Origin of the sequence: Pontibacter saemangeumensis, from assembly GCF_039541895.1 — a bacterium.
GTDB classification, from domain to species: Bacteria; Bacteroidota; Bacteroidia; order Cytophagales; family Hymenobacteraceae; genus Pontibacter; species Pontibacter saemangeumensis.
This window is the reverse complement of the sequence record NZ_BAABHC010000042.1, coordinates 20,315-45,815: the sequence shown is the minus strand read 5'-3', so window position 1 is coordinate 45,815 and position 25,501 is coordinate 20,315. Positions and strand designations below refer to the sequence as shown.

At 52.5% G+C, this 25,501-nt stretch carries 21 protein-coding genes; 16 read left to right on the top strand and 5 right to left on the bottom strand.

All coding sequences use genetic code 11. The features are described 5' to 3' along the window. Nucleotides 1–36: 36 nt before the first annotated feature. Nucleotides 37–657, bottom strand: a complete 621-nt coding sequence (locus ABD920_RS24360; protein WP_345163563.1) for an AlbA family DNA-binding domain-containing protein — start codon at nt 655–657, stop codon at nt 37–39. Nucleotides 658–975: 318 nt separating this feature from the next. Then, nucleotides 976–1,347: a DUF3127 domain-containing protein gene (locus ABD920_RS24355; RefSeq protein WP_345163560.1), complete on the bottom strand. Its 372-nt coding sequence runs from the start codon at nt 1,345–1,347 to the stop codon at nt 976–978. Nucleotides 1,348–1,512: 165 nt separating this feature from the next. Here ABD920_RS24355 and ABD920_RS24350 point away from each other — a divergent pair, with 165 nt between their 5' ends. Next, nucleotides 1,513–2,448 (top strand): isoaspartyl peptidase/L-asparaginase family protein, encoded by a 936-nt coding sequence (locus tag ABD920_RS24350; protein WP_345163557.1) that lies wholly within the window; start codon nt 1,513–1,515, stop codon nt 2,446–2,448. 98 nt (nt 2,449–2,546) lie between these two features. Here the strand turns inward: ABD920_RS24350 and ABD920_RS24345 are convergent, their stop codons facing one another. Beyond that, nucleotides 2,547–3,437 carry a cyanophycinase gene (locus ABD920_RS24345; RefSeq protein ID WP_345163554.1) on the bottom strand — a complete coding sequence of 297 codons (891 nt, stop codon included), beginning with the start codon at nt 3,435–3,437 and terminating at the stop codon, nt 2,547–2,549. A gap of 322 nt (nt 3,438–3,759) precedes the next feature. On the opposite strand from ABD920_RS24345, the gene ABD920_RS24340 reads away from it, so the two are divergent. Beyond that, a complete protein-coding gene (locus ABD920_RS24340) occupies nt 3,760–4,251 on the top strand; it encodes a YciE/YciF ferroxidase family protein (RefSeq protein ID WP_345163551.1) in 492 nt (163 codons plus the stop codon). 147 nt (nt 4,252–4,398) lie between these two features. Here ABD920_RS24340 and ABD920_RS24335 read toward each other — a convergent pair whose 3' ends face one another. Beyond that, nucleotides 4,399–6,201 carry a M1 family metallopeptidase gene (locus ABD920_RS24335; protein WP_345163548.1) on the bottom strand — a complete coding sequence of 601 codons (1,803 nt, stop codon included), beginning with the start codon at nt 6,199–6,201 and terminating at the stop codon, nt 4,399–4,401. Nucleotides 6,202–6,658: 457 nt separating this feature from the next. On the opposite strand from ABD920_RS24335, the gene ABD920_RS24330 reads away from it, so the two are divergent. From ABD920_RS24330 to ABD920_RS24265, 14 genes are all read left to right on the top strand, one after another. Continuing rightward, nucleotides 6,659–8,401: a L,D-transpeptidase family protein gene (locus ABD920_RS24330; RefSeq protein WP_345163545.1), complete on the top strand. Its 1,743-nt coding sequence runs from the start codon at nt 6,659–6,661 to the stop codon at nt 8,399–8,401. A gap of 52 nt (nt 8,402–8,453) precedes the next feature. Beyond that, entirely contained in the window at nt 8,454–9,011 is a 558-nt protein-coding gene (locus ABD920_RS24325; RefSeq protein ID WP_345163542.1) for a plastocyanin/azurin family copper-binding protein, read from the top strand. Nucleotides 9,012–9,650: 639 nt separating this feature from the next. Next, nucleotides 9,651–10,076: a helix-turn-helix domain-containing protein gene (locus ABD920_RS24320; protein ID WP_345163539.1), complete on the top strand. Its 426-nt coding sequence runs from the start codon at nt 9,651–9,653 to the stop codon at nt 10,074–10,076. A gap of 593 nt (nt 10,077–10,669) precedes the next feature. Beyond that, nucleotides 10,670–13,075 (top strand): heavy metal translocating P-type ATPase, encoded by a 2,406-nt coding sequence (locus ABD920_RS24315; RefSeq protein WP_345163536.1) that lies wholly within the window; start codon nt 10,670–10,672, stop codon nt 13,073–13,075. Nucleotides 13,076–13,215: 140 nt separating this feature from the next. Next, nucleotides 13,216–13,395, top strand: a complete 180-nt coding sequence (gene ccoS / locus ABD920_RS24310; RefSeq protein ID WP_345163533.1) for a cbb3-type cytochrome oxidase assembly protein CcoS — start codon at nt 13,216–13,218, stop codon at nt 13,393–13,395. Nucleotides 13,396–13,562: 167 nt separating this feature from the next. Continuing rightward, entirely contained in the window at nt 13,563–15,749 is a 2,187-nt protein-coding gene (gene ccoN / locus ABD920_RS24305) for a cytochrome-c oxidase, cbb3-type subunit I (RefSeq protein WP_345163530.1), read from the top strand. Between the two features lie 82 nt (nt 15,750–15,831). After that, nucleotides 15,832–16,026: a hypothetical protein gene (locus ABD920_RS24300; RefSeq protein ID WP_345163527.1), complete on the top strand. Its 195-nt coding sequence runs from the start codon at nt 15,832–15,834 to the stop codon at nt 16,024–16,026. Continuing rightward, entirely contained in the window at nt 16,023–17,231 is a 1,209-nt protein-coding gene (locus ABD920_RS24295; RefSeq protein ID WP_345163524.1) for a c-type cytochrome, read from the top strand. Before ABD920_RS24300 ends, ABD920_RS24295 begins: the two co-directional genes overlap by 4 nt. Nucleotides 17,232–17,531: 300 nt before the next feature. Continuing rightward, nucleotides 17,532–18,935, top strand: a complete 1,404-nt coding sequence (ccoG, locus tag ABD920_RS24290; RefSeq protein ID WP_345163521.1) for a cytochrome c oxidase accessory protein CcoG — start codon at nt 17,532–17,534, stop codon at nt 18,933–18,935. Nucleotides 18,936–19,000: 65 nt separating this feature from the next. Further along, entirely contained in the window at nt 19,001–19,471 is a 471-nt protein-coding gene (locus ABD920_RS24285; RefSeq protein ID WP_345163518.1) for a FixH family protein, read from the top strand. A gap of 74 nt (nt 19,472–19,545) precedes the next feature. After that, nucleotides 19,546–20,187, top strand: coding sequence for a sulfite exporter TauE/SafE family protein (locus ABD920_RS24280; RefSeq protein WP_425568694.1), 642 nt, complete (start codon nt 19,546–19,548; stop codon nt 20,185–20,187). Between the two features lie 168 nt (nt 20,188–20,355). Further along, nucleotides 20,356–21,276 (top strand): universal stress protein, encoded by a 921-nt coding sequence (locus ABD920_RS24275; RefSeq protein WP_345163512.1) that lies wholly within the window; start codon nt 20,356–20,358, stop codon nt 21,274–21,276. Nucleotides 21,277–22,043: 767 nt separating this feature from the next. Continuing rightward, the gene (locus tag ABD920_RS24270; protein ID WP_345163510.1) at nt 22,044–23,384 is read left to right on the top strand and encodes a DUF2254 domain-containing protein; all 1,341 of its coding nucleotides are present in this window, start codon (nt 22,044–22,046) and stop codon (nt 23,382–23,384) included. A gap of 86 nt (nt 23,385–23,470) precedes the next feature. After that, nucleotides 23,471–24,307, top strand: a complete 837-nt coding sequence (locus ABD920_RS24265) for an ion transporter (RefSeq protein ID WP_345163509.1) — start codon at nt 23,471–23,473, stop codon at nt 24,305–24,307. 42 nt (nt 24,308–24,349) lie between these two features. On the opposite strand, the gene alr is transcribed toward ABD920_RS24265, so the two are convergent. Further along, entirely contained in the window at nt 24,350–25,501 is a 1,152-nt protein-coding gene (gene alr / locus ABD920_RS24260) for an alanine racemase (RefSeq protein ID WP_345163506.1), read from the bottom strand.

Here is a 25,501-nt window from a genome sequence, read left to right as displayed (position 1 = left end):
TATAAATACTATTTCCATTATGGTGAAACCAGGGCTTTAGCTGAGGGTGTAAAAATCCTCTTTCTCCTTATCGTGCAGGCGCAGGTAACCGTGTATCACCAGCTTCACAAGGGTGCGGTAGGCGCGGCGCTCAGAAAGGTTTGCCAGCTTCATATACTGCTTCAGGGTGATGCGCGGGCTCTCCCGCAGGTAAACCAGTACTGCATTCTCGTGCCGGTCGAGGGGAAGGGGCTCAAACTGCGGCGGCTCCAGGGCAAGTCCCCTTTCCACAATTTTACTTGTCTGCACGCTGGTATCCTTTACCCGCACATACCCCCGCCAGTCGTCTGTCTTCACCTTGGCATAGTGCGGTTTATGCGTGCTCTCCGGTATAATTACTTTCAGCACGGTGCGGTTGTCGTCCTCCACTTCCTCGTACTGCACTTTCACGGGCGGGTCGCAATAGAAGTCCGCCGCCAACTGCAGGGTGTGCTTCTCCTCCTCAGGGTCAATGCCGGAAATGGTGCCGTTGTCTTTGACGCCGATCAGGATCACACCCCCTCTTGTATTCGCGAAGGAGACGAGCGTGCGGGCAATCTTCTCCGGTTGCGTAACGCGTTGCTTAAAATCAAGCCTGTCGTTTTCGCCCTGGAGAATGAGGCGCTGTAATTCTTCCATAGGTTGCGGTGCAGAGCGCTATATATAACGTAAAGTGAAGAAAAAGGGCAGATGCCACAAAACAGAAACTACTGCTACTGCTGTCGAATATTGCCCTTACGTTATAACACCATTTGATAGATCACTGATTCCAATAAAGCCAGTGAATATGCCTCTTGCTTCCTTATAGCTTTCATACAGAGCACATGCAACGGCTAAAATAGATATGGCATTAATCAAGTGATATCAAACTCTTTGGCGACTTAACATTAGAACAGGCGGCCGTAAAAAAAGCGGGCTCTGCAGAGCCCGCTTCCTTATGCTGAATTACTATATGCTTTAGAAAGGCAGATCGTTGTCTGCGTCGCTGCTGTAGAAGGACGGGGCGTCCTGCTGCATCGGCGCGTTACCGGCAGGTGCACCGGCATTGCCGGCGGCTGGCTCAAGTCTCCAGGCCTGCAGGTTTGTGAAGTACATCGTGGTGCCGTTCTTTGTGAAGGGCTTGCCAGTCAGGTTGAACGTCACTTTCACCTCATCGCCATTTTTGAATGGGTCTAAAAGGTTGCACTTGTCCTGCGTTAGCTGGAATTTCACATACTGGGTGAAAGAGCCATCCGGGATCTCCAGCACAAACTCACGTTTCCTGAATTTATCGCTTACCTGTTGCTCCTCAAACGTTTCGTACAGCTTACCTTGAATATCAAACGACATAATAAAATTGTTAAAATAAGTTATCTAGATCAGAACAAAGATAACGAAAATTCTGCTGCCTTTGCTCCATTTACGCCTGCATAATCGATAAAATTTGCGTCGGAATAACGCCCGCCTGGGTATCGGCGTAAAGTGTAGCGGAACCATTATCACAGCAGCATACCTATGAAAGACATCGCCATTGCCATACACGGAGGAGCCGGCACCATCACCCGGTCGTCCCTGACGCCAGCGCAGGAAAAAGGGTACAGGGCAGCCTTGCAGCAGGCTGTGGAGGCGGGGCACCGGCTGCTGCAGGAAGGCAAGACAGCCCTGCAAGCCGTGGAACTGGCGGTGGTGCTCCTGGAGGACAGCCCATTATTTAATGCCGGCCGCGGCTCTGTTTTCACCAAGGAGGGGAAGCATGAGATGGATGCTGCCATTATGTGCGGCAAAACACTCGATGCCGGGGCTGTGGCGGGCGTACAGGGCGTCCGGAACCCGGTGGCGCTGGCACGTGCGGTAATGCAGCACTCTGACCACGTGCTGCTGAGCGGGGGCGGGGCAGAAGAGTTCGCCCGTAACCACTCCATCCCCTTTGCGCCGGAGAGTTATTTCTTTGACGCCTTTCGGTACAGGCAGTGGAGCGACGTACGCGACTCTGACGGATATATGCTGGACCACACGGAGCAGCCGGATAACAAATTCGGGACGGTGGGGGCGGTAGCCGTGGACAAGGATGGAAATGTGGCGGCTGCTACCTCCACCGGCGGCATGACGAACAAGCGCTATCGTCGGATCGGGGACACCCCGATCATTGGGGCCGGGACCTATGCCAACAACAAGACCTGCGCCATATCCTGCACCGGGCACGGCGAGTTTTTCATGCGTGCCGTGGTGGCATATGATGTCTCCTGCCTGGTAGAGTACAAGGGGTATACGCTGCAGGAGGCCTGCGACGAGGTGGTGATGCACAAACTGGTGCAGTTTGGGGGAGAAGGTGGCCTGATTGCAGTGAACGGGGCAGGCGAGTTGGCGCTACCCTTCAACTCAGAGGGCATGTACAGGGCCAGCAAGAAGAACAGCGAAGGGACGTTTGTCGGTATATATAAAGAGGCATGAAGTATTTGAGGCCTACATTTCTTATCAGCAACTTCAACAGAAGTTGACTATAGAACGTCGGGTTTGCCGCGGGCAGCACAGGCTGGGTGTTTGGCAGGTTATTTTACCTCCTGCAACTGTGCCTGCTGGTAAGCTTCGTGGCTCTGGTAAAAGCGCCTGGAACTGAAGTCGTAGAGGTTGCCTTTGGCGAGCACGTGCATCACCATGTTATCGATGGAAAGGGGCCTACCTTTCTCTATCTCATGCACGTTGGTGTACTGCACATGATGCCCGTCAGCGATTACAACCAGGTTCGAGCCTATGGTTTCGATCAAATGGCCCTCTGTCAGAAGTATCCCCGTGTCTTCACCTAACCCCACGCCGATCGTTTTAGGGTGCGTCACCACAGCCTCTAACAGCCGGCCAAACCGGCCGCGTATGACAAAGTGCGTATCAATGATCACGCCGCTGATCAGGTCAAGCCCATCCCCGATTTTGACTGCCCCCCGCAGCAGCGACTCCGTGGCGCTGCCCCCCTTGATCATGACCCGGGACATGGCCATGGCTCCGGCGCTAGTTCCGGCTATCACGAAGTCTTCGTGCCAGTAGCGGTGCCGGAGCACCTCCAGCAATTGGGTGTTCAGGAACATACGCGTGATACGGGACTGGTCGCCGCCGCTGAACATTACCCCGTCCGCCTTTTTCAGCCGAGCCAGGTAGTCGGGCACCAGCGCGTCTTCCTCGGTGCGGATGTGCATCAGGCCCACATCCTCCACTCCCAGAATGCCGAAGGCACTCAGGTAGCGCTCGCCCACCTCTTCCGGGATCATGGAAGCCGTGGTGATGACCTCTATCTTAGGTTTCTTGGTCGGGATTTCCTGAAGAAAGCGCTTTAGGATTCCCAACTCGAAAAAGTCGAGGTAATACTTTCTCTTTGACCTGGGGTTCGGATAGGTTCCCTTGTCTTCATTCCCGCCGATGGCAATAAGTTTTCCTTTGGGTATATCCACTGAATGCTATAACGTTGTTATTTGTAATTGTTAAACCGGGCAGTATTCTGCTGCTTCGCCTCCCTAAGAGTACCCCTTTCATGTAAATTCGTTTCATAAATGCGCCTGCTGCGCCTGTAATTCCCGAATATTAAAAAGTAGTAAAGGTGTAGTTACATTTTATTATATGAATAATGTTATATTATATACTGTGATGGCATAAAATGTAGGGTGCTTTGCTAATAAAAAATCATATATGTAAACTCAGGGCATGGTGTGCCGTATAGGATGTACAGAAGGCTGCAAAGCCACTTACTATTTTAACGCGTAACCTTTCTAAGCTATGAAACTAAACAATTTAAAGGACCTTTTGCTCCACGAACTCCAAGACGTTTACAGTGCTGAAAATCAAATCACGAAAGCGCTTCCCAAGATGATCAAAGCCACTTCGTCTGATAAACTAAAGCAGGCGTTTGAAACTCATCTGCAGGAAACAGAGCAGCAGATTCAGCGCCTTGAAAAGGTTTTTGAACTGATGGGCGAAAAGGTAAAGGGTGAGAAGTGCAAGGCCATGGAAGGCATCATCAAAGAGGCTGAATCTATGATGAGCGAAAAAGCCGACAAGAGTGTAATGGACGCCGCACTCATTGGATCTGCTCAGAGAGTCGAGCATTACGAAATTGCGGCATATGGTACTCTTTGTACGTATGCAAAGCAGCTCGGAATGAATGATGTGCTCGAGCAGTTGTTAATGACACTGGAAGAAGAGAAGAAGACAGATGCCTTGTTAACGAAAATTGCAGAAAAAACGGTGAATATTCAGGCCGAAAAATAAAGCGGCCATCGTAACAGCATAAGGAAGGCTCTGTACCTTCGCCTGGCTCAACCAGCAGGTATGAAGGTAACAGAGTCTTTCACTTCGAATAACAAAACAAAAAAAGGGGCAGCTATAAAATAGCTGCCCCTTTTTTTTTGCCCTTACTTACTTCAGGAGATCATCCAGCGTAACGGTGGACACCGCATGGTAGTTTGGCCTTGCCTTCGCGTATATAGCCAGTGCTTTTTCCTTGCCTTGCGGTGTTTTGATCAGCTCCTTGTAGAGTGGCACCAGGAATTTGCGGCGGCCAACATGCGTTAGAAACGTTTCGAGGGCCTCGTCGGCGGACGTATAGTTATTGCGGATGGCGTGCAGGAGCCAGGCTGCCAACACTTCAGAATTACCGGAGGCTGTAAAAGCAAAGGCCTTGTCCAGTTCCGCCATCTGCTGCCGGCTCATCTGCTCGGGGAGCATCCGGATAAAATGAAGCCATTCGTGGCTCGACCAGTCCTTGGTGGTAAGCTGCGCTGCGGACTTGCCGTTTTGCCACTGCTGGTAAGCCTCCTCAACCTTGCCGAAGCGGCTACTTGTCGGCACCACGAAATCCTGCGGCAGGCCAGTGGTATACACCCAACCCTCGATATTGATTTTCTGAGCAAGTTCCTCATCCCCTTTAATTAGTTCCGATCGAAGGAAGTCCAGAAATTTCACGGTGCTGGTGCTCTGGAAGGCGAAGGTGCTGAAATAGGCGTTCACAAATTTGTCAAACTGCTCACGCCCCACCGCCCGCTCAATGTTCTGGAGAAAGAAATTTCCCTTTTCATAGGCGATGTCAGTTAATCCCTCATCCGGATCCCTTCCCTCCAGTTCCAGCTTCAGGCGTGTATCCTTGCTGTCCCGGCCCAGTTCTTCGAGGGTATTGGTCAGGTCCTGGTAGCCCAGCACGTTCAGCATGTCCGCGTATTCTTTGCTATATAGCTCTTCCATGATGCGCCGCTCGAAATAAACAGTAAAGCCTTCGTTCAGCCAGAAGTCGCCCCAGGTGGCGTTCGTTACCAGGTTGCCGCTCCAGCTGTGCGCCAGCTCATGCGCGATCAGGCTGGTGAGCGATCGGTCTTTGGCCAGTACGGTGGGGGTCACAAAAGTCAGCCGCGGGTTCTCCATGCCGCCAAAGGGAAAGGAGGGAGGCAGCACCAGCAGGTCATACCGGTCCCAGCGGTATTTGCCGTAGATTTTCTCGGCGGCCGCCAGCATTTGGTCCATCTCCGCAAACTCATATGCCGCAGCTTCTATCGTGGCGGGTTCGGCATATATACCCGTTTGCGGGCCAATCTCCCGGAAGGCCAGGTCACCTACCGAAAGTGCCATCAGGTAAGACGGGATCGGCTGCTTCATCTCAAAAGTATATACCCCGCTGTCGTTCTTCTGCATGGGATTAGAGGCGCTCATCACGGCCAGCAGTTCCTGCGGCACGGTCACCTTTGCGTTGTAGGTGATCCGGATTCCAGGGCTGTCCTGGATCGGGATCCAGGTGCGGGCAAGGATAGCCTGCGACTGGGTGAACAGGAAAGGTTGCTCCTTTCCGGCGGTCTGCTGTGGGTTCAGCCACTGCAGTGCAGCCGCATCGGGCGAGGTGCTATACCGGATCGTCACTTTTTTTGTGTCAGGTTTGATGCGCACCGTCAGTGGCCGTCCCAGAAGTTTGTCTTGCTCACCCAGCCGGAAGGTGGTTTCCTCCATCGCCTCTCCCAGCCACACCAGCTCAATGTTCAGGCCCCGGGTGTCAAACACGATCTCGTCTGTGCCGGTTTTGTTTTCAATCAGGTAGGAAGCCTGCCCTGTCAGCATTTTTTTGTCAAAGTCTACAGCAAGGTCCAGGTCCAGGTGCCGAGTCACGGCTTCTTCCGGTTGTGCGTAACTGTGCACATCGGCGGGGGCCGCCGTTGCCGCGATATGTTCTTGTGTCATAGGTTGGTCATGTATGTTACTTTGAGTGGAGCAGGAGGCAAGCTGCAGGCTGCCGGCCATGCTCAGCCCCATTAAAAAGCGATGGTAACGGATCATATAGGTGGTAAAGGGGGTTTGAAATGTAAAGTAAGCATAAATTAAGATTCCCATCAACCTGCGCAAGCACCCTGCCAGTTCTAGCGCTCGAAATCTAACACTACTTGGTTTGTTCCTGTTTTAGTAGAAAGTATGGAGAGCTTTTTGCAGGCAGTTCAACCAAGCCTTTTATAAGAGGGAAGGCCGGTGAAGCCTTATAACTTTTTGTGTTCTTTTGAAGTACTAAGAGATATTATGCCTGAATAAACCTATAACGCTGTTTTATAATTGGATATTACCAAGATCGTTGTGGTACTCGCCGCAGCAGCGCCAGGCTTTAAACTCCGGTTCTGAAGCAGCAACTAAACCAGTAAACCTAAATATGAACCCTTATATAAAAAAGTACCTGTCTGTTCCTCTTGTGGCCGTTGTAGGCCTCTTTGCCGCGGTTAGCTGCAACCAGTCTGGTTCAGAGGAGGGGGAGAAAAGCATAACATCCGGCTTGTTCGGAAGTGAAGAGCTGCCGCAGGCCACCACCGACAGCGTTTTTGTGAAGAACTTTATTCAGCAAAAGCCGGAATTCAAGAAACAGGAGGAGCTGATGTTTCTGTTCTATGGCGATCGGGATTACAAGCTGGCCTGGTTCCGCGAGAATGAGCTGGTGCCGGAGACGCAGAAGTTCATGGCCGCCATTGACAATGCGTCAAAGGAAGGGCTTGACCCTAAAAATTACCGTCTGCCTGAAATCGATAAGATGCTGGGGCAGTACAAGGCCCTAGAGCCGAGCGATACCGCGCGGCTTGAACTGCAGCAAAAGATCGATCTGGCCCTCACTGCCTCTTACTTCAACTACGCCTCCGACTTTTACCGGGGCCGCGTAAACCCGGACGATGCCAACGAGGTGACGTGGGATGTGAAGAAGAACAAAATAAAGCTACACAAGGCCCTTCAGACGATTTTGAAGGAACGCGAAAGCACCTACCCCTATTATGAATTTGAAGCCCTCCACGCCGGCTATACGAGGCTGCGCGACAAGCTGCAGGTATACCGTGCACTGCAGGAAAAAGGGGGGTGGCCAAAAGTGGAACTGGGCAACCGCAAGACGCTGCAACCCGGTGACACCGGAGCCGTGGTGGTCACGCTCCGCAAGCGCCTGGACCCCGAGATCAAGCTAAATGCCGCTGACCCCAACATGCGGAAGTATGATGAGAAGCTTGTGCAGCAGGTAAAGCAGTTTCAGATGCAAAATGGCCTGGCGGAAGATGGCATTTTAGGAGGCAAAACCCTCGCCACGCTCAATATTCCCCTTGAGGACCGTATCCGGCAGATCATGATCAACATGGAGCGCTGGCGCTGGATACCGAAGCGTATGGTGCCTAAAAGCCTGGAGCAAAAGTATATATGGGTGAACATACCCGAGTACAAGCTTTATATTTATGAAGACCCGGACGGGGAGCCGGACGCCGAGCGCCAGTATAAGCAGGTGATGGATATGCGGGTGATCGTGGGCAAAACCATGCATTCAACTCCTATCTTCAGCGATAAGCTCGAGTATGTGGTCATGGCGCCTTACTGGAATGTACCCAATACTATTGTTGAGGCTGAAATAAAGCCGCATATGCTGACGAATCCAAATTGGCTGGCTACGCAGAATATGGAAGTCGTTACCCGCGACAAGGCCAGAAAGCCCGTGTCGCCCGCATCGATTGATTGGGAGAACGTGACGGAGAAGAACTTCAATTACCTCGTGCGCCAGAAGCCGGGTCCGAAAAACTCCCTCGGCTCCATCAAGTTTCTGTTCCCGAATGAGTATGCCGTTTACCTGCACGATACGCCGGCTGACGCCTTGTTCAGCCAGACTTCACGTGACTTCAGCCATGGCTGCGTGCGGGTTGAGTACCCGGTAGAACTGGCGAAATACCTGTTGCAGGACCAGTCCGAATGGAGTGAGTCTGAAATAAGGAGCACCATGACGGGGGATGAGGAAACTTGGGTCACCTTGCCGAACAAGGTGCAGGTATACATCGTGTACTTTACCAGTTGGGTAGATGAGAATGGGGTGATTCACTTCCGGGATGATATCTATGGGCACGACAAAAAATTAGAGCAGGAGTATTTTGGGTAGAGAAGCTATTTATCTCAAACCATACCATTTTCTTACCCGATAAACCCTTGAAATGATCAGACGCATTTATAAATTATGCCTTGCGGGCAGCTGCCTCCTGCTTTGGAACTGCAACCAGGCAACCGTAGACGAGGCTGCGGTTTCAGAAGCAGAAGAAGCTGCAATCGAAGACACTTCCACAGCCTCCAGTGCACCTGTGGTGGAAGAGAAGACGGATACTACCTTGCAGGAGATAGAAGAGATAACCCTGCGGGCTACCGGAAATACGCTGGAGGAGATCGCTTTCAGCGAAGATACGCTGGAGGTAAAAGCGATGTCGCTCGTGAAGTTAACTTTTATCAACGAAGGGGTTGACATGCCGATGGTACACAATGTTGTTTTCACGACTCCCGACAAATACAAGCAGGTTGCGGTAGCCGGAGAAAAGTTGGGGGCTTCTGGCAACTATGTGCCGGAAATGCCGGCTGTGATCGCGGCCTCGCCTATGGTCTTACCAGGGCAGACCATTGAGATGGAGTTTACGGCGCCTACCAAACCCGGTGCCTATAACTTTGTCTGTACCTACCCTGACCACTGGCAGCGCATGCATGGGATACTGCTGGTGAAATAACAAACTTTTAGAATTTTAGAGACATACGGAGGCCCCTGCCCAGGGAAATTATTTCTTTGGGCAGGGGCCTCCTTATTGCTATGATTTGAGCTGAATCAAAAGAGTTCTAACAATAAAGTTCAATTACTGGTAAAAATGCGCCATGCCTTCTTTAGGGCACCCCTTAGCCACCATTTTTGTCACTGCAAGTAAGTGTCACCTTTTAAACGATGTGAGCATTAGGTAAAGCTGATATGCTTAAATTGTTGAAAGCGATGCGTTTGTGGATAACTCGAGTTATCCACAAACGCATCGCTTTGTCCTGACATTGTGTCACATAATCAAATTCCGTTTGATTAAAAGCAGTATTTTCACCTCTCTCAATTTAACTTCTACAGCTACCTGCTCCTGCGCCAACCCTATTTGATACAGATCTGTTTCCCTCAGTCTGTGTTTCCTGTTTACAATTGTATATACATTTGTAAACAGGAAACACAGACTAATATAGATGCATTATAAAGCGTTGTTAATAAATCGTTTACAGTATTTTAACGAAGATAAAGTAGATCGTTGTTATATCCTTTCCTTTAGCGCTTGTTCTTATTTAAACATTATGTATATTACAAATGTAACCTATAGAATCAGATAAATTCATGCAGTATGGTGGAGCGTATCCGGCAAATAATGGAGCACAAGGGCTTGACTTCTACACAACTCGCTGACAGCATTGAAGTGCCGCGCGCGATTGTCAGCCATATCCTCAGTGGCCGTAACAAGCCGAGTCTGGACGTGATTCTGAAGATCGTGAGCACCTACCGTGATGTGGACAGGAACTGGCTGTTGTTGGGGGAGGGGAGCATGCTAATGAGTTTAGCTTCAGCAGTTAAGGAAAAAGAACCGCAACCACCTGTTGCTGAAAGGGCTTCTGCCGTGCAGGAAGAAGCTCCTATGCCAGCACCGTCAGTAGAAAAAGTACAAGAAGCACCTTCTGTTGAAAAAAAGCCTGCCGCACCTGAAAGATCGATTGAGCAGGTCATGATATTCTACAGCGATAAGTCCTTCACCACTTACAGGCCCTCTTCCTAAAGCCTTAATAAAAATCAGAAGGCAAGCGGGGGCAGTCCATCCTTCTTTAATATATGCGGGATATGATTTCTTTCCTGAGTATGATTCACAGAAACACAAGGTATCAGGAACTAATAATATATAAAGCCATAACTTCTAATGCAATAGATTAAAGTATTTCATCCTATTGATTAGCTTAAGGTTTGGCAGGCAGGCTGAATGTAAAACAGAGTATTCTGTCTGCGTTCTGTCCGAAGCTGCAACTCCATTTTATAACCTACCATATACTGTATCTGCTGGCTTTAACAGCAGCCATAGAGCTGCAATCCTGCTGCCTTGTGCCTGCCCAGCATGAACTACCAGCTTGTCCGATGCTGGCTCCATGCTACGAATGGACATAGCTTCAGATCTCTCTTGCGGGTAATTCTGTCAGTAATACAGCATCCCAGATTCAACTAATAGCCGAGCTTGTACTTTCCCTTCTTTCTGTTCAAGCGGGCACGTTTTAGCGGCTAAAGTGCAGTGACAAGAATCATATAAGCAGGTGACTTCCGTCATCTTTCGCTGGTAGGGCTTCCGCTACTTTTGTACAGGACCTTATAAATGAAATTGAGATGGAAACCGCACTCCAACCCAATGTTCAGACGTGCTACCACTGTGGTGACAGCTGCATAGATGAGCTGATAGAAGCAGACGACAAGGCATTTTGCTGCACCGGATGCAAGACCGTATATGAGTTGCTGGAGGAGAACAACCTCTGCACCTATTATAACCTGGAACAAAATCCGGGTATCACTGGCAAAAAGCCGTTAGCGGAGTCGCGCTTTGCTTACCTGGACGATGCCGGGGTGGAGGCGCAACTGATCAGCTTTCGGAGCGATGCCATCTGCAAACTCACCTTTTATATACCGCAGATGCACTGCAGCTCCTGTATCTGGCTGCTGGAGAACCTTTTCAAGCTTAACCCGGGCGTAGCGGAATCCACCGTGAATTTCCTGCGCAAGGAAGTGTCCCTCACGTATTATCATCAGAAAACATCGCTTCGTGAAGTGGTGCAACTGCTGGCGCGCATTGGCTATGAACCCGCGATCACACTCGCTGACACGGATGGGAAGAAGCAGCGCAAGCAAAGCAACGCACTCACCTATAAGCTGGGCATCGCTGGTTTCTGCTTCGGCAACGTCATGCTGCTGGCCTTCCCTGATTATCTGGCGCTGGGCGAGGAGGTACAGCGGGACTATGGTCCATTCTTCGGGTACCTGAGCCTGCTGCTGTCCTTGCCCGTGTTTTTCTATAGCGCCCGGGGCTTCTTCACTTCCGCCTGGCAGGGCATCCGGCAGCGCATGGTCAACATCGATATACCGATTGCAACGGGGCTGCTGGCATTGTTCTGCGTGAGCACCTTTGAGATCGTCTCCGGTTCCGGTCCCGGTTACCTCGATTCTTTTACCGGCCTGGTGTTCTTCATGCTCATCGGGAAGTACTTCCAGCAGAAGACCTACGACACGCTTTCATTTGACAGGGACTATACCTCATATTTCCCTGTGTCGGTAACGGTGCTGCGGGAGCAGGGGGAAGAAGAGGCGGTGGCGGTGCGCAACCTGAAGGTCGGAGACCGCATCCGCATCCGTAACCAGGAACTGATCCCCGCAGACGCGATGCTGCTGCAGGGCAGTGCCCTCATCGACTATAGTTTCGTCTCCGGGGAGTCGGAGCCGGTGGAGAAAGTAGTGGGCGAGGTGATTTATGCGGGTGGACGCCAGGTGGGGGAAAGCGTGGAACTGGAGGTGGTGAAGGAGGTGTCGCAAGGCTACCTGACGCAACTCTGGAACGACAACGTCTTCTCTAAAAACGAGGGGCAGCGCATGGAGTCGTATGCGAATGTGGCCGGAAAGTGGTTTATCATCGTCACACTGCTGGTGGCAGCCGGTGCGCTCCTGTTCTGGGTGCCCCGTGACATGGATATGGCCATGAAAGCCTTCACCTCCGTGCTGATTATAGCCTGCCCCTGCGCCTTGTCTCTGTCTACCCCGTTTGTGCATGGCAACACGCTCCGCATCTTCGGCAAGAACAAGTTTTACCTGAAGAACACCGCCGTGGTAGAAACACTGGCAAAAATTGACACCGTCGTTTTTGACAAAACCGGTACGCTCACTGAGCCGAGCGCCTCTGAGCTGACCTATACCGGGAAAGCGCTGACGGCAATCCAGCAGCTAAGCATCAAATCTGTGCTGCGCCATTCCACGCACCCGCTCAGCCAGCGCATTTTCCAGCACTTGTCAGGGGAGACTATGGCCGTGACCAATTTTAAGGAGTTTGCCGGGAAAGGACTGAAAGGAGAGGTGAACGGACAGCTGGTGCGCATCGGATCTGCTTCCTATATAGGCGTTTCGGTTGAGAAGGTGAAAGAAGCGCTTCATACCTCGGTATATGTTTCGGTGAACGGGGTGATCCTGGGATACTATACCTTTTTCAACGTGTATCGTGCGGGGCTGCGGCAGGTGCTGCAACAGCTTGGCGACAAAAAGATAGCGGTGCTCTCCGGCGACAATGACCATGAGGAGGCCCGGCTGAAAGAGTTGCTGGGCACGGGGGCTGAGTTGAACTTCAACCAGTCGCCGGTGCAGAAACTGGAGTATATACAACGCCTGAAAAGCGAGCACCGGCATGTGCTGATGGTCGGCGACGGGCTGAACGACGCAGGCGCCCTGAAGCAGAGCGACGCCGGCATCGCGCTCACCAACAGCATCACCAACTTCTCGCCATCCTGCGACGCGATTCTGGATGCCACTGCTTTTGAAAAGCTGAGCAAGTTTATCGGGTTCTCTAAAAAGAGCATGCGCATTATCCTGGCAAGCTTTGCCCTGTCGCTGGTCTACAACGTGGTGGGGCTTTCGCTGGCGGTGCAAGGGCTTTTCACGCCGATTGCCTCAGCTATCCTCATGCCCATCAGTTCCATCAGCGTCATCGTGTTCGCGACCCTTTCGGTACGGCTGGCGGCGAAAAGGGCCGGGCTGTAACGACAAAAGACCTCTAAGCGGGCGCAGCCCACTCGAGCGGCTGGTGGATTCTGAACCTCACGCACACGGGGCGTGCTGAAAAGGCGGGTCCTATAAGCTCGAACCACATCATTTATATATAAATCTAAGATGCTCTTGCCATGTATATAATCTTTTTGATGATCGCCATAAGTGTTTCAGTAGCCGCTCTTTTTCTGGTGGCATTCCTCTGGGCAGTGCGCTCCGGACAGTACGAGGACGACTATACGCCCGCCGTCAGGATGCTGTTCGAGAACGAAGTTCCCGAGGGCAGGAAAGCAGAGGCTAAAGCGAAAGAGTAAGCGAACCGAATGCCCTGGCTGCTCCTGCTGCTGATATCAATCAATCCTGGAAATGATTTTCATCATCTTTTCAGTCCCTGCGCTTTCACAATTTTGTAGGGTTGAAAACAACGAAAGAATCAACAACAAACACATCATACACTTTAACAAAATGGAGGACACCGCACATGTCAACTAATGTAGCTGAAGTCTTAAAGAACGCACCCGACCGGGAAGTGCCGAAAGGCAGGGACCAGGGGATCATCGACACGTTCTTTTATGACAATAAGATTGTACGGGATTTCGGGATAGCCACCGTGTTCTGGGGAATTGCCGGGATGCTAATCGGGGTGATCATCGCGTTCCAGCTGGCAAACCCGGATGTGAACATGGGCAACCAGTACACCACCTTCGGCCGCGTGAGGCCCCTGCACACCAACGCGGTGATTTTCGCTTTCGTGGGCAACGCCATCTTCATGGGCGTTTACTACTCGTTGCAGCGCCTCTGCAAAGCCCGTATGTACAGCGACCTGCTCAGCAAGATCAACTTCTGGGGCTGGCAGCTCATCATTGTGGCGGCGGTCATCACGCTTCCCCTGGGAATGACCACCTCCAAGGAATACGCGGAGTTGGAGTGGCCGATTGACATTGCCATTACGCTGATCTGGGTGGTTTTTGGCTGGAACATGTTCGGCACGCTGGCCAAGCGCCGCGAGAAGCACATGTATGTGGCCATCTGGTTCTATATCGCCACTTTCCTGACGGTGGCTGTGCTGCACATCGTAAACTCATATGAGATGCCGGTAAACCTGTTCAAGAGCTATTCCGGTTATGCCGGGGTACAGGATGCGCTGGTGCAGTGGTGGTATGGTCACAACGCCGTTGCGTTCTTCCTCACAACGCCGTTCCTGGGCCTGATGTACTACTTCCTGCCGAAGGCCGCGAACCGCCCGGTATACTCTTACCGACTGTCTATCATTCACTTCTGGTCGCTCATCTTTATCTATATATGGGCCGGCCCGCACCACTTGCTTTATACCTCCCTGCCTGACTGGGCGCAGTCGCTGGGTGTGGTTTTCTCCATCATGCTGCTGGCGCCGAGTTGGGGCGGTATGATCAACGGATTGCTGACGCTGCGCGGGGCATGGGACAAGGTACGGGAAGAGCCGGTGCTGAAATTCATGGTGGTGGCGATCACGGCGTACGGGATGGCTACTTTCGAGGGGCCGATGCTGTCGCTGAAGAACGTAAACGCCATCGCCCACTTCACGGACTGGATCGTGGCGCACGTACACGTGGGGGCCCTAGGCTGGAACGGCTTCCTGACGTTCGCGATGCTGTACTGGCTGTTCCCGCGCCTGTATAAAACCCAACTGCACTCCAAGAAGCTGGCAAATGCGCACTTCTGGTTGGGGACGCTGGGCATTCTCTTCTACGCCATCCCCATGTATTGGGCAGGTTTCACGCAGGGCCTGATGTGGAAACAGTTTACTCCCGAAGGAACACTGCAGTACTCTAACTTCCTGGAGACAGTGCTGCAGATTGTGCCCATGTACTATATGCGGGGCGTAGGTGGCATCCTTTACCTGAGCGGCGTGTTCCTGATGGTATACAACCTGTACAAAACGGCTAAATCAGGTAAGCTGGTTGCCAACGAGCGCACCGAGGCCCCTGTGGTGGTGCCTACTGAAAGCAGCAACGCCGGCCACTGGCACAGCTGGATCGAGAAGCGCCCGACACAAATGGCTGTCTTCGCGACCGTTGCGATCCTGATCGGCGGCCTGGTCGAGTTCATCCCGGCTTTCGTGATCAAGTCCAACGTGCCGACCATTGCCAGCGTGAAGCCCTATACTTCGCTGGAGTTGCAGGGCCGCGACTTATATATAAAGGAGGGCTGCGTGAACTGCCATACCCAGATGGTTCGTCCGTTCCGCTCCGAAACCGAGCGCTACGGCGAGTACTCCAAAGCTGGGGAGTTCGTGTATGACCACAATTTCCTGTGGGGCTCGAAGCGCACCGGACCTGATTTGCACCGCGTGGGAGGGAAGTACCCGCACTCGTGGCACTACCACCACATGATGGACCCTACCTCCATGTCGCCTGGCTCTATAATGCCGGCTTACCCGTGGCTGTTTGAGCAGGATGTGGACATGAGCACCACACAGACAAAGCTGGAAGTGCTCAAGAAGCTTGGCGTGCCTTACGAAGACGAATATATCGCCAACGCCAACGAAGAGCTGATGCAACAGGCAAAAGGCGTGTCTGCCGACCTGGCTAAAGAAGGCATTGAAGTGGCCCCTGAAAAGGAAATCGTAGCCCTGATCGCCTACCTGCAGCGCCTGGGAACGGATATAAAAGTGAAAGAGGAAAATTAGCAGGCAGATGTGCGGCGACAGATAGCAACCCTCTAAGGCTCCTACACCTGATCGCTGGAATCCATCATCAAAAAATATAGACATGTATAAGAACGTATTGCAAGCCATCGACGGCATCGAAATATACCCGCTTATCTCATTCAGCATCTTCTTCGTGTTTTTCCTGGGGCTGATTGTGTACGTTGCCCTGATGGACAAGACCTATGCCCAGACGATGAGCAGCATTGCCTGCGGCGACGAAGACGAGGAGACCACTTTAGACAGAGAGAAACGATGATCTCATTAAAGCACATTTTCAGAAAAAGCAGCCTGGCCCTGGTGGCCGGCCTGCTCCTGGTGGGCTCGCCGGCGGCGCAGGCGCAGGATGCCGTTGCCGGAAAGGCCATTTTTGAAGGGAATTGCACGGCATGCCATAGCCTGGAGGCTGATATCGTGGGTCCTGCCCTGAAGGACGTCCACAAGCGCCGCGGCGATGAATGGCTCGTCAGTTTCATTAAGAACTCGCAGGAAATGGTGCAGGCCGGTGATAAAGACGCCGTCGTTTTGTTTGAGAAGTTCAACAAGGTGCCGATGCCGGCATTCGGCGGCTCGCTCTCAGACGAGGACATCTCCAACGTCATCGCCTATATAAAAGCTGAAAGCGAAAAGCCTGCTGAAGCGGTGGCTGAAGTGCCGGCAACACCTGCACCTGGTGCGCCCGGAGGGGCACCGGTGGCGGTGGAAGAAGTCCCCTTCCTGGACCTGCCGCCTATGTTGCTGTTCACGCTTGCCCTGACAGGGGCCATCGTGCTGCTTGTCATCGTCGTTCTGGTGATGCTGTTCCGCTTGCTTGTGCCGATGATGGGCGACTCGATCTACAGCGAGTCTTTCCGCCACTCGTTTGCCGGGAGGCTGCTGTTGCTGCTGAAAGGCGATACCACGATCGTGACAGGCAAAGCAAAGGATGTGATCCACTCACACCATGACTTCGACGGCATACAGGAATACGACAACGACCTGCCCCCCTGGTGGAAGACCATGTTTTATGTGACGATCGTATTTTCGGTGGCCTATATGCTGCACTACCACGTGTTCAGGACCGGGGCGCTGCAGACGGAGGAGTACGAAACGGAGATGGAGCAGGCGGCTTTGCTTGCAGCCTTGACGCCGGATGACCCGAACGCCGTTACAGATTTCGAGGTACTGACAGACGACGCAGCTTTAGCATCCGGCAAGTCTATATTTGACACTAACTGCGCCGCCTGCCATGGCCAGGAAGGCCAGGGTACTGTAGGCCCTAACCTGACAGACGAGTACTGGCTGCACGGCGACGATATAAATGAAATCTTCAAAACCGTGAAGTACGGCGTACCGGCCAAAGGCATGGTGCCCTGGCAGGGCAAGCTGACGAAGGAACAGATGCTGGAAGTGTCCAGCTATATCCTGAGTCTGCAAGGCACGAACCCCGCCAACGCCAAAGAGCCGCAGGGCGAGAAGGAGTAAGGAAGAGCAGCTATATACAGGTAATTGAAGTAGAGGCCACAAAGTGGGTTGCAGGCATATAACAGCCTGCAACTTTTTGTTTATACATAACCCGTGCTGCCAGCCATATATTAAAAGCTGGGGCAGGAGTGGCAAAACTGAGACGTTGTTGATGACAATCACCATCATAGATGACTTAGGTCATCTTTTAACGGGGGCAGATTTCGGAATTTTGTAAAAGCAGATTGCATCAATCGCTGCGGTCTGAATTTTTACATACACTAACCGGCAGGACTAATCTCCGCACAAATTACCACTGCCATGGCAACGAAAGCAAAACCGACCGATGAATTTCGGGATCATATTTCCACTGTAGATGACCAGGGTAAACGCGTCTGGGTTTATCCAAGAAAGCCGAAAGGCAAACTCTACAACTACCGCAAATACGTGAGCTATGTACTGCTTGCGCTGTTTGTCGCAGGGCCTTTCATCAAGATCAACGGACTGCCGCTGCTCATGCTGAACGTGGTGGAGCGCAAGTTCGTGATATTCGGGGTGCTGTTCTGGCCACAGGATTTCTTCCTGCTGGTGCTGGCTTTCCTGGCGCTTGTCGTGTTCATCATCCTGTTCACGGTGGTATATGGCCGCGTGTTCTGCGGCTGGGTATGCCCGCAGACGATCTTCCTCGAGATGGTGTTCCGTCGCATTGAGTATGCCATTGAGGGGGATTTCACAAAGCAGCGCGCCCTGGACAAGATGCCCTGGAACACCGAGAAGATCCTGAAGAAAGGAGCCAAGACAGCTGTTTTCCTGTTGATCTCTTTCCTCATCGCGAACATTTTCCTGGCCTATATCATTGGCATAGACGAACTGCAGAAGATCGTAACGGAGGGCCCCCTTAACCACTTGGCCGGGTTTGGTTCACTGATAGCTTTCACAGGGGTGTTCTACTGGGTGTTTGCTTCTTTCCGGGAGCAGGTATGTACCATTGTTTGCCCTTACGGCCGCCTTCAGGGCGTGATGCAGGACAAGAAAACTGTGGTGGTGGCTTACGATTATGTGCGTGGGGAGCCACGCGGAAAGCTGCGCAAAAATCAGGTACGCACCGAGGGCGACTGCATCGACTGCCACCAGTGCGTGCAGGTGTGCCCAACTGGTATCGACATCCGGAACGGGGCGCAGCAGCTGGAGTGCATCAACTGCACCGCCTGTATCGACGCCTGCAATGACATCATGCGCATGATAGACAAGCCGGAAGGGTTGATCCGGTATGAGTCGGAGGAAGGAATAGCCGAGGGCAAGAAATGGAGGTTTTTCACAGGCCGTGTTATGGGCTACACCGCTGTGCTGGCTGTGCTGCTGACGGCACTTACCACTTTGCTGTTGACCCGGGATGAGGCGGAGGCAACGATCCTGCGCACACCGGGGCAACTCTACCAGAAAACAGAGGCCGGGCACATCAAGAACCTGTACAACATCTCCGTCATCAACAAAACCAACCACGAAATGCCGCTGACGCTAAAGCTGCTGGACAAGGAAGGAACGATAAAAGTGATCGGTAACGAGCTGGTGCTGCCAGCCCAGGGGATTGTAGAGGGCGTGTTCTTCACTGAGATCCCCGAAGAGATGTTAACCGGTCTGAACTCTGAAATAGAGATAGGGGTGTACCACGGTGAAGAACTGATCACCACGCAGGACACCAAGTTCCTGGGCCCGGCGAAGTAGTATAGGAATAAAACAGGAGCGACACGGCAGACCATCCAACTTGAGCAGCCATAAACAAGACAAAAATGACAACTACAGATAAAAACAAAAGCTTTACCCTCTGGCCCTATGCCATCGTCGTGGCCATGGTGCTGTTCATGAGCTATATAGCCATGTTCGTGTATAAAGCGATGAACCTGGAGGTAGACCTGGTGAGCAAGAACTACTATGAGCAGGAGATCCAGTACCAGGACCACATGAACAAGGTAGGCAGAACTAAGGCCGCCGGCGATGTGGCCATGGCATACAACGAGGAAGCGCAGCATATCCTGCTGCAGCTACCGGAGAGCTTCAAAGGGCAGGCAGTGAACGGCACGATTACCCTGTTCCGCCCGTCAAACGACAAACTGGACCAGGAACTGCCCCTGCAGCTAGGCCGCGACCAGAGCCAGCTGATTGAAGCAGCTGCGTTGGAGAAAGGACTTTGGAAAGTGCGTGTGAGCTTTACGGCGGAAAGTGAATCGTATTACGCAGAGCAAACCATTCAGGTAAAATAGGCATGATCTGGGCTGGTTTCTTATTTGGGTTAGTTGGTAGTTTTCATTGTGTCGGGATGTGCGGTCCAATAGCAATGGCGCTACCCTTTGTCGGGAGTTCCGGCTGGCGCTATTATGCTGGCCGGCTCCTGTACAATAGCGGCCGTATCGTAACCTATGCCTCATTAGGTGCGCTGGCCGGCGCTTTTGGACAGACCCTGCAGATGGCGGGCCTGCAGCAAACCGTTTCCATCGTGTCCGGGTTGCTCATACTCCTGCTGCTCGTTTTGCCCGCTACTTTGAAAGGCCGGTATGCCAGTATGATGGGTACCGATATACTAATGACCTGGGTAAGGCAAAAGCTGGGGTTTTACTTCCAGAAGAACTCCCTGGGGGCCCTGTTTATGGTGGGGCTGCTGAACGGCCTGCTGCCTTGCGGTTTTGTGTACATTGCGCTGGCGGGCGCCATCAGCGCGCCGGGCATAAGCGGGGCCATGGGCTATATGGTGCTCTTTGGCCTGGGCACTTTCCCGCTGATGTTCCTGGTGTCGCTGTCCGGCAAACTGATCAGCCTGAGAATGCGCAGCGTCTTTAACAGGGCGGTACCCTATATAGGCATGACGCTGGCCATCTTGTTTATCATGCGCGGTTTAAGTCTGGGCATTCCGTACCTGAGCCCGGAAATCACGCACACCGCACATACCACCGAAATTACCTGCTGCACCAAACCAGAGTAGCAGCAGGCAATCTATTAAAGTTAACAGAAGTGAGTAAAAAATGGCAGGCTACCCATATAGGTACCAGCCCTACTTTGTTAAGCAGAAATATCAAATAAAGATTTGAGGATCTGATGCGCCTATTGCTTAGAACAAGACCTATATAGCAACAATCAAACTGGAGAAAACATGGACACAAGCAATTCCTTACAGAAAGTACTGGTACCCATTGCAGTCGACAAACCGGCTGAAAGCTTACTGCTGCTTAGCTATGCCGGCCAGTTTGCCGCCGTGTTCGGGGCAGGGCTGCTGTTGCTGCATTCAACGAACACGGAAGAACTCACGCTTCCTGAGCAAAACCGTAAGTTGAGCCATCTCCGCACGCTGGGGCAGCGGGTGCTGGGCAGGCTCCCTACTAACAATACAGCTGTGCCTTTCGACTGCCTCGTGCGGCCGGGCAAACTGAAGGATGGCGTGAAAGCGGTGGTGCAGGAGGCCGGTGTAGACCTGGTGCTCATGCAGGCGGAGGCTTACCCGGAGGCAGGCAAAGTAGGAGCCGCTAACAATGCCGCGGGGGTTATGGAACAGGTGAGCTGTCCGGTCATGGTCGTGCCGACCGCACAGCCTTTCAAAAGGATGAAGCACCTGGTTTTCGCTACCGACTTCACCGACTCAGACCCGAAGGTGCTGGCACAGATCAAGCATTTTGCGGATCAGGCGGGCGCAGCTATGTCGCTGGTGCAGGTATACAGTGCGGCGGAGCGGGGCCAGCTAAACCAAATGAAGGAGGCCAAGGCCGGCATCGAAAAGCAACTGGGCGGCCGGAAGGTTTCGCTGCAACTGCTGGAGGCAGAAGACACCCTGGAGGGCATCAGCAGCTTTGCAGAGCGCGAGCAGGCAGACCTGGTGGTGCTGGCTACCCAGGACAGCTACCTGATGCAGCGCCTTTTCAGCGAGGCATATATAGAAATGAAAGCCTACCATACCCACATTCCGCTGCTCACTTACCGGCAGCACAAAAGCAAACCCTGTTCAGGTTGCTGTACGGCATGCAAAAAAGCTAAGCAAGAGCATCAGGAGACTACTCCTCTGCAACTCCCACTGCTCTGATTTAATAGTAGCGGAGAAACGAAGTATATATTATATAAAAGGGGAGGTCAGTAGGAAATCTTTTTACGGATATATGGCTTTTTTATATATGAAGGTGGGTAGTGATAAAGAAGTAATGCTGGTTCAAAAATACAGCTACGGCTGCCCTCGCTCGCCTCTGGCGAGTGTGAGCTATAGGTCGGTCTCTGGCCGCTGAGCAACCATAATATAGAGTTAAACGAGGCGGGACGCCTCCTGATAACTCACACTCGCCAGAGGCGAGCGAGGGCATAACATTACTTCTTTATCACTACCGAAGGATGAATGTGTTCTTATATTGAAGCAATTTACACCTTCCTTAACACCCATATCATTTGGTTTATGCACTTAAAATTTAGTCTGACTGCGGATTCCCCTCCCTGGAGGTGCAGGGGTGGGTTCTTTAAAAGGGGTTTGTGCGCCGTATGAAGGTGATAGGAGTATTAGATGAACATCACCCAAAGCGTACTTTTTAAACATTAGCTTCGGGAAAAGGCTTATCCTTAAATATTAACTGATCGGTAAAACTCAGATGCGGGCTCTCCCCCTGCCTCCTCCATTGTTACAGGAAGAGATAGGGGGAGAGGCTGTTTTACAGCTCCGTGCATCAAAGATAAAAGAGAGGACCAAAGCCAGCCCTCATATATATAAGGCGGCGGCGGTGCTGCAGCAACACGATATAACCTATAGGGCCCGGTACAAGTACATGAGCAAATAAAGCTGCTAAACTGCAGCACTCAGACGCGCCCATGAACACCATCATCAGCCGGATAAAATTCGCTTACACCTACATCGTTAACAGCATTGGCTTCCATACCACCCTCATTTCTGTTTTTTTCTTTGCGTTTGCGCTCCTGATGCTGTACCTGGAGGCCCACGGCCTCAGCAACAGGGTTTTGGATGACCTGCCTTTCATGATCATCACGAACCATGAAACAGCCCGGCTCATACTCAGCTCCATTACGACCGGCATCATCTCCCTGACCGTTTTCTCCTTTACCATGGTGATGCTGGTGCTGAACCAGGCGGCTGCCAATTTTACGCCCCGCGTCATTCCCGGACTCATTTCCTATAAATCGAACCAGCGGGTGCTGGGCCTTTATCTGGGCACGCTCATCTATACCCTGGTGATCATGGTGAACGTGCGGGCGGAGTATTACAGTATCACGCTGCCCGGGTTCTCGGTTTTCCTGGCAATGTGCTTCACGATTGTCTGTCTTGGCTTTTTCGTCTATTTCATCCATTCTATTTCGCAGGCTATACAGATCGAGAGCATCCTGGACAGCATATATGCCGTGACGCAAAAGAAGCTGAAGGAGGAGATAAAGCGTGACAAGGGGCCGGGTATCCCGAATGTGTTCGCGCAAACAGCTAACTGGCAGACACTGCAGAGCCCTAAAACCGGATACCTGCAAAGCCTGGACGAGGGCGCTGTGCTGGAAATCTGCTGCGAGTATGACGTGGTGCTTTACTTTGAACAGCCTTTGGGCACCTTCCTCCTGGAGGGTACTCCCTTTGCGCGGGTGAGCAGGCGACTTGAGAACATGGAGGAGTTTACAGAGAATTTCTTTGGCCATGTGAGTTTCTATAGGGAGGAGCGGCCAAGTGTCAATTACATTTTCGGCTTTAAGCATATTACCGAAAGCGCCGTGAAAGCGCTGAGCCCGGGCATTAACGACCCAGGCACTGCCCTCAAAGCCATTGAGTATCTCAGTGCCCTGTTTGCGCTGCGCATGCAACTGACGGATGAAAAGGTGCTTTACGACAGCAAGGGCGCAGCCAGGATTGCCTTTCAGCATGAAACATTCGAAGACCTGTCTGCTATGTGCCTGAGCCCGATCCGCTTATATGGCAAGGGCGATGCCACTATCGTGTTGCGCTTGCTGTACCTGGTGCGCAGCCTGCTCTATAAAGTTCCGGCCTATCCGCACCTGAAACCGGTGCTCTACAAGGATGCCGCTTTGGTGCTGCATGATGCCGGGGAGGCCATCTGCAATCCCGGCGACAGGCGCAAGATCAACTTAAAGGTACAGGAACTGAACGAAACAAGGGTGCTGGAAAAGGAGTTGCCGCTGCTGCAGGTGGAATAGAAGTGGACATAGCTCCTTTCAAAGCTATGTTTCAGAACCTGATATGCGTATAATGGTTATTCACAGGCAGCTCAACCTCTTGCTACATGACACACCAACTGAAGGGCACTTACCGCCAGAAACTTTACGAAATCATTTTCGAAGCCGAAACGGTGGAAGGGAAGGTGTTCGATGTCGTGCTGCTGGTGCTGATTCTGTCGAGCGTGCTGGTGGTGACCCTTGAAAGTATTTCGGAGCTTAACCAGCAGTACCTGCCGCTTTTCCGCTTTTTAGAGTGGTCCTTCACGATCATCTTTACCATCGAGTACTTGCTAAGGATCTATAGCACGCCCAGGCCTCTGAAGTATATCTTCTCTTTCTTCGGGATAGTTGATCTGCTTTCTATTATCCCCACTTACCTGAGCCTGCTAGTGATCGGGAGCCAGTACCTGCTGGTGGTGCGGGTACTGCGGCTGCTCCGCATCGCCCGGATTTTCAAGCTCACGCGCTTCATCAACGAGGGCCAGGTGCTGTCGCGGGCACTGCGGGCAAGTGTGACCAAAATCATGGTTTTTCTGGGTGTGGTGCTGACGGTGGTGGTCATCGTGGGGTCGCTGATGTACATTATTGAGGGGGCCGAAAGCGGCTTTACCAGCATCCCGATCAGCATTTACTGGACCATCGTGACCCTGACCACCGTTGGCTACGGGGATATAGCACCGGTCACCCCCTTAGGGCAGATACTCGCCAGCTTTATCATGGTGATGGGCTATGGGATAATTGCGGTTCCCACCGGGATTGTGTCCGTAGAGATGGCGCGTTCAGACCGGGAGATAGCCACAACCCGCACCTGCCCCAACTGCCACAAGGAGGGCCACCAGCTAGATGCCAACTACTGTTTTAACTGCGGGTATGAGTTTGGAAAGAATGCAGGTCTGAACTAATAGTCCTCAAAGGCTGTCATATACCGGCTTTTGCTTAAAGCGTTAGTCGATGATAAACCGGGGGATATTGAGCGGGAGGCGCGTAAGCAGCTCATAGTTGAGCTGCTCACTCAGTTCCGCAAAGGAGGCGACCGAAATGCTGTGGTCGCCCTGCTTTCCTAAAAGCACCACCTCATCGCCTTTCTGCGCCGCCGGTATATCGGTCACATCCACCATCATCCCGTTCATGTTCACGATGCCCACCACATTGGCTTTTTGCCCGTGCAGGAGTACCTGCCCCTGGTTGCTGAGGGTGCGGCTGTAGCCCCAGGCGTAGCCTACCGGCACCATCGCCAGCACCATGTCGCGGGGAGCCTGGAAGGAGGTGCCGTAGCCGACATACTCCCCCTGCGGAACATGCTTGAGGCTCATGATGCTGCTTTTCCAGTTGATCAGGCGGCGCAATGGGTCGGGGCTTTCGGGGTGCCGGCTCCTGAAAGCGCTGTACGTTTCGGGGCTGGGCCAGAAGCCGTACTGCATGATGCCGATGCGCACCATATCCATGTGCGTGTCCGGGTACTGCATCATCGCCGCCGAGCAGGCCGTGTGCAGCTGCTTGGGGATAATTCCGCTCTGACTCAGGCGTTGCCGCTGCGCCTGAAATCTACTGAGCTGTGTCAGCACGCGCTCGTGGTTCTGATAGCTTTCTGCGCCAGCAAAATGGGTGCATAAGCCCTGCAGCACCAGGTGCCGGCGGTTTTTGTGAAGCATTTTTTGCACAGCATTCAGGTCGGCAGGGGCAAAGCCAGTCCGGTTCATCCCGGTTTCCAGCTCCAGGTGTATCTTCGCGGGCTTGCCTAACCTTTCCGAAACCTGGGCAGCCTCTGCCAGCCGGTCCAGGTCAAAGACATAGAATTCGATTCCTTCCGCTACAGCCCATTCCAGTGCTGCATTACCTATATAGCCCATGATGAGAACAGTGGCCGGAGCAGTAAGGGACTGCAGCAGCCGTTGGGCCTCGTCGGCACTGAAAACAGAGAAGTGACCGATGCCGCAGTCCTGTGCGAGCGGCGCGAACTGCTCTATGCCGTGCCCGTAGGCATTCCCTTTGATCACAGACGAAACCTGCACCCCGGGTGCTACCTGCCGCCTGATAAAGTCGAGGTTTGCTTGAAGCGCGGATTTACTTATTTCTATATAAGATGAGTGGAGCAT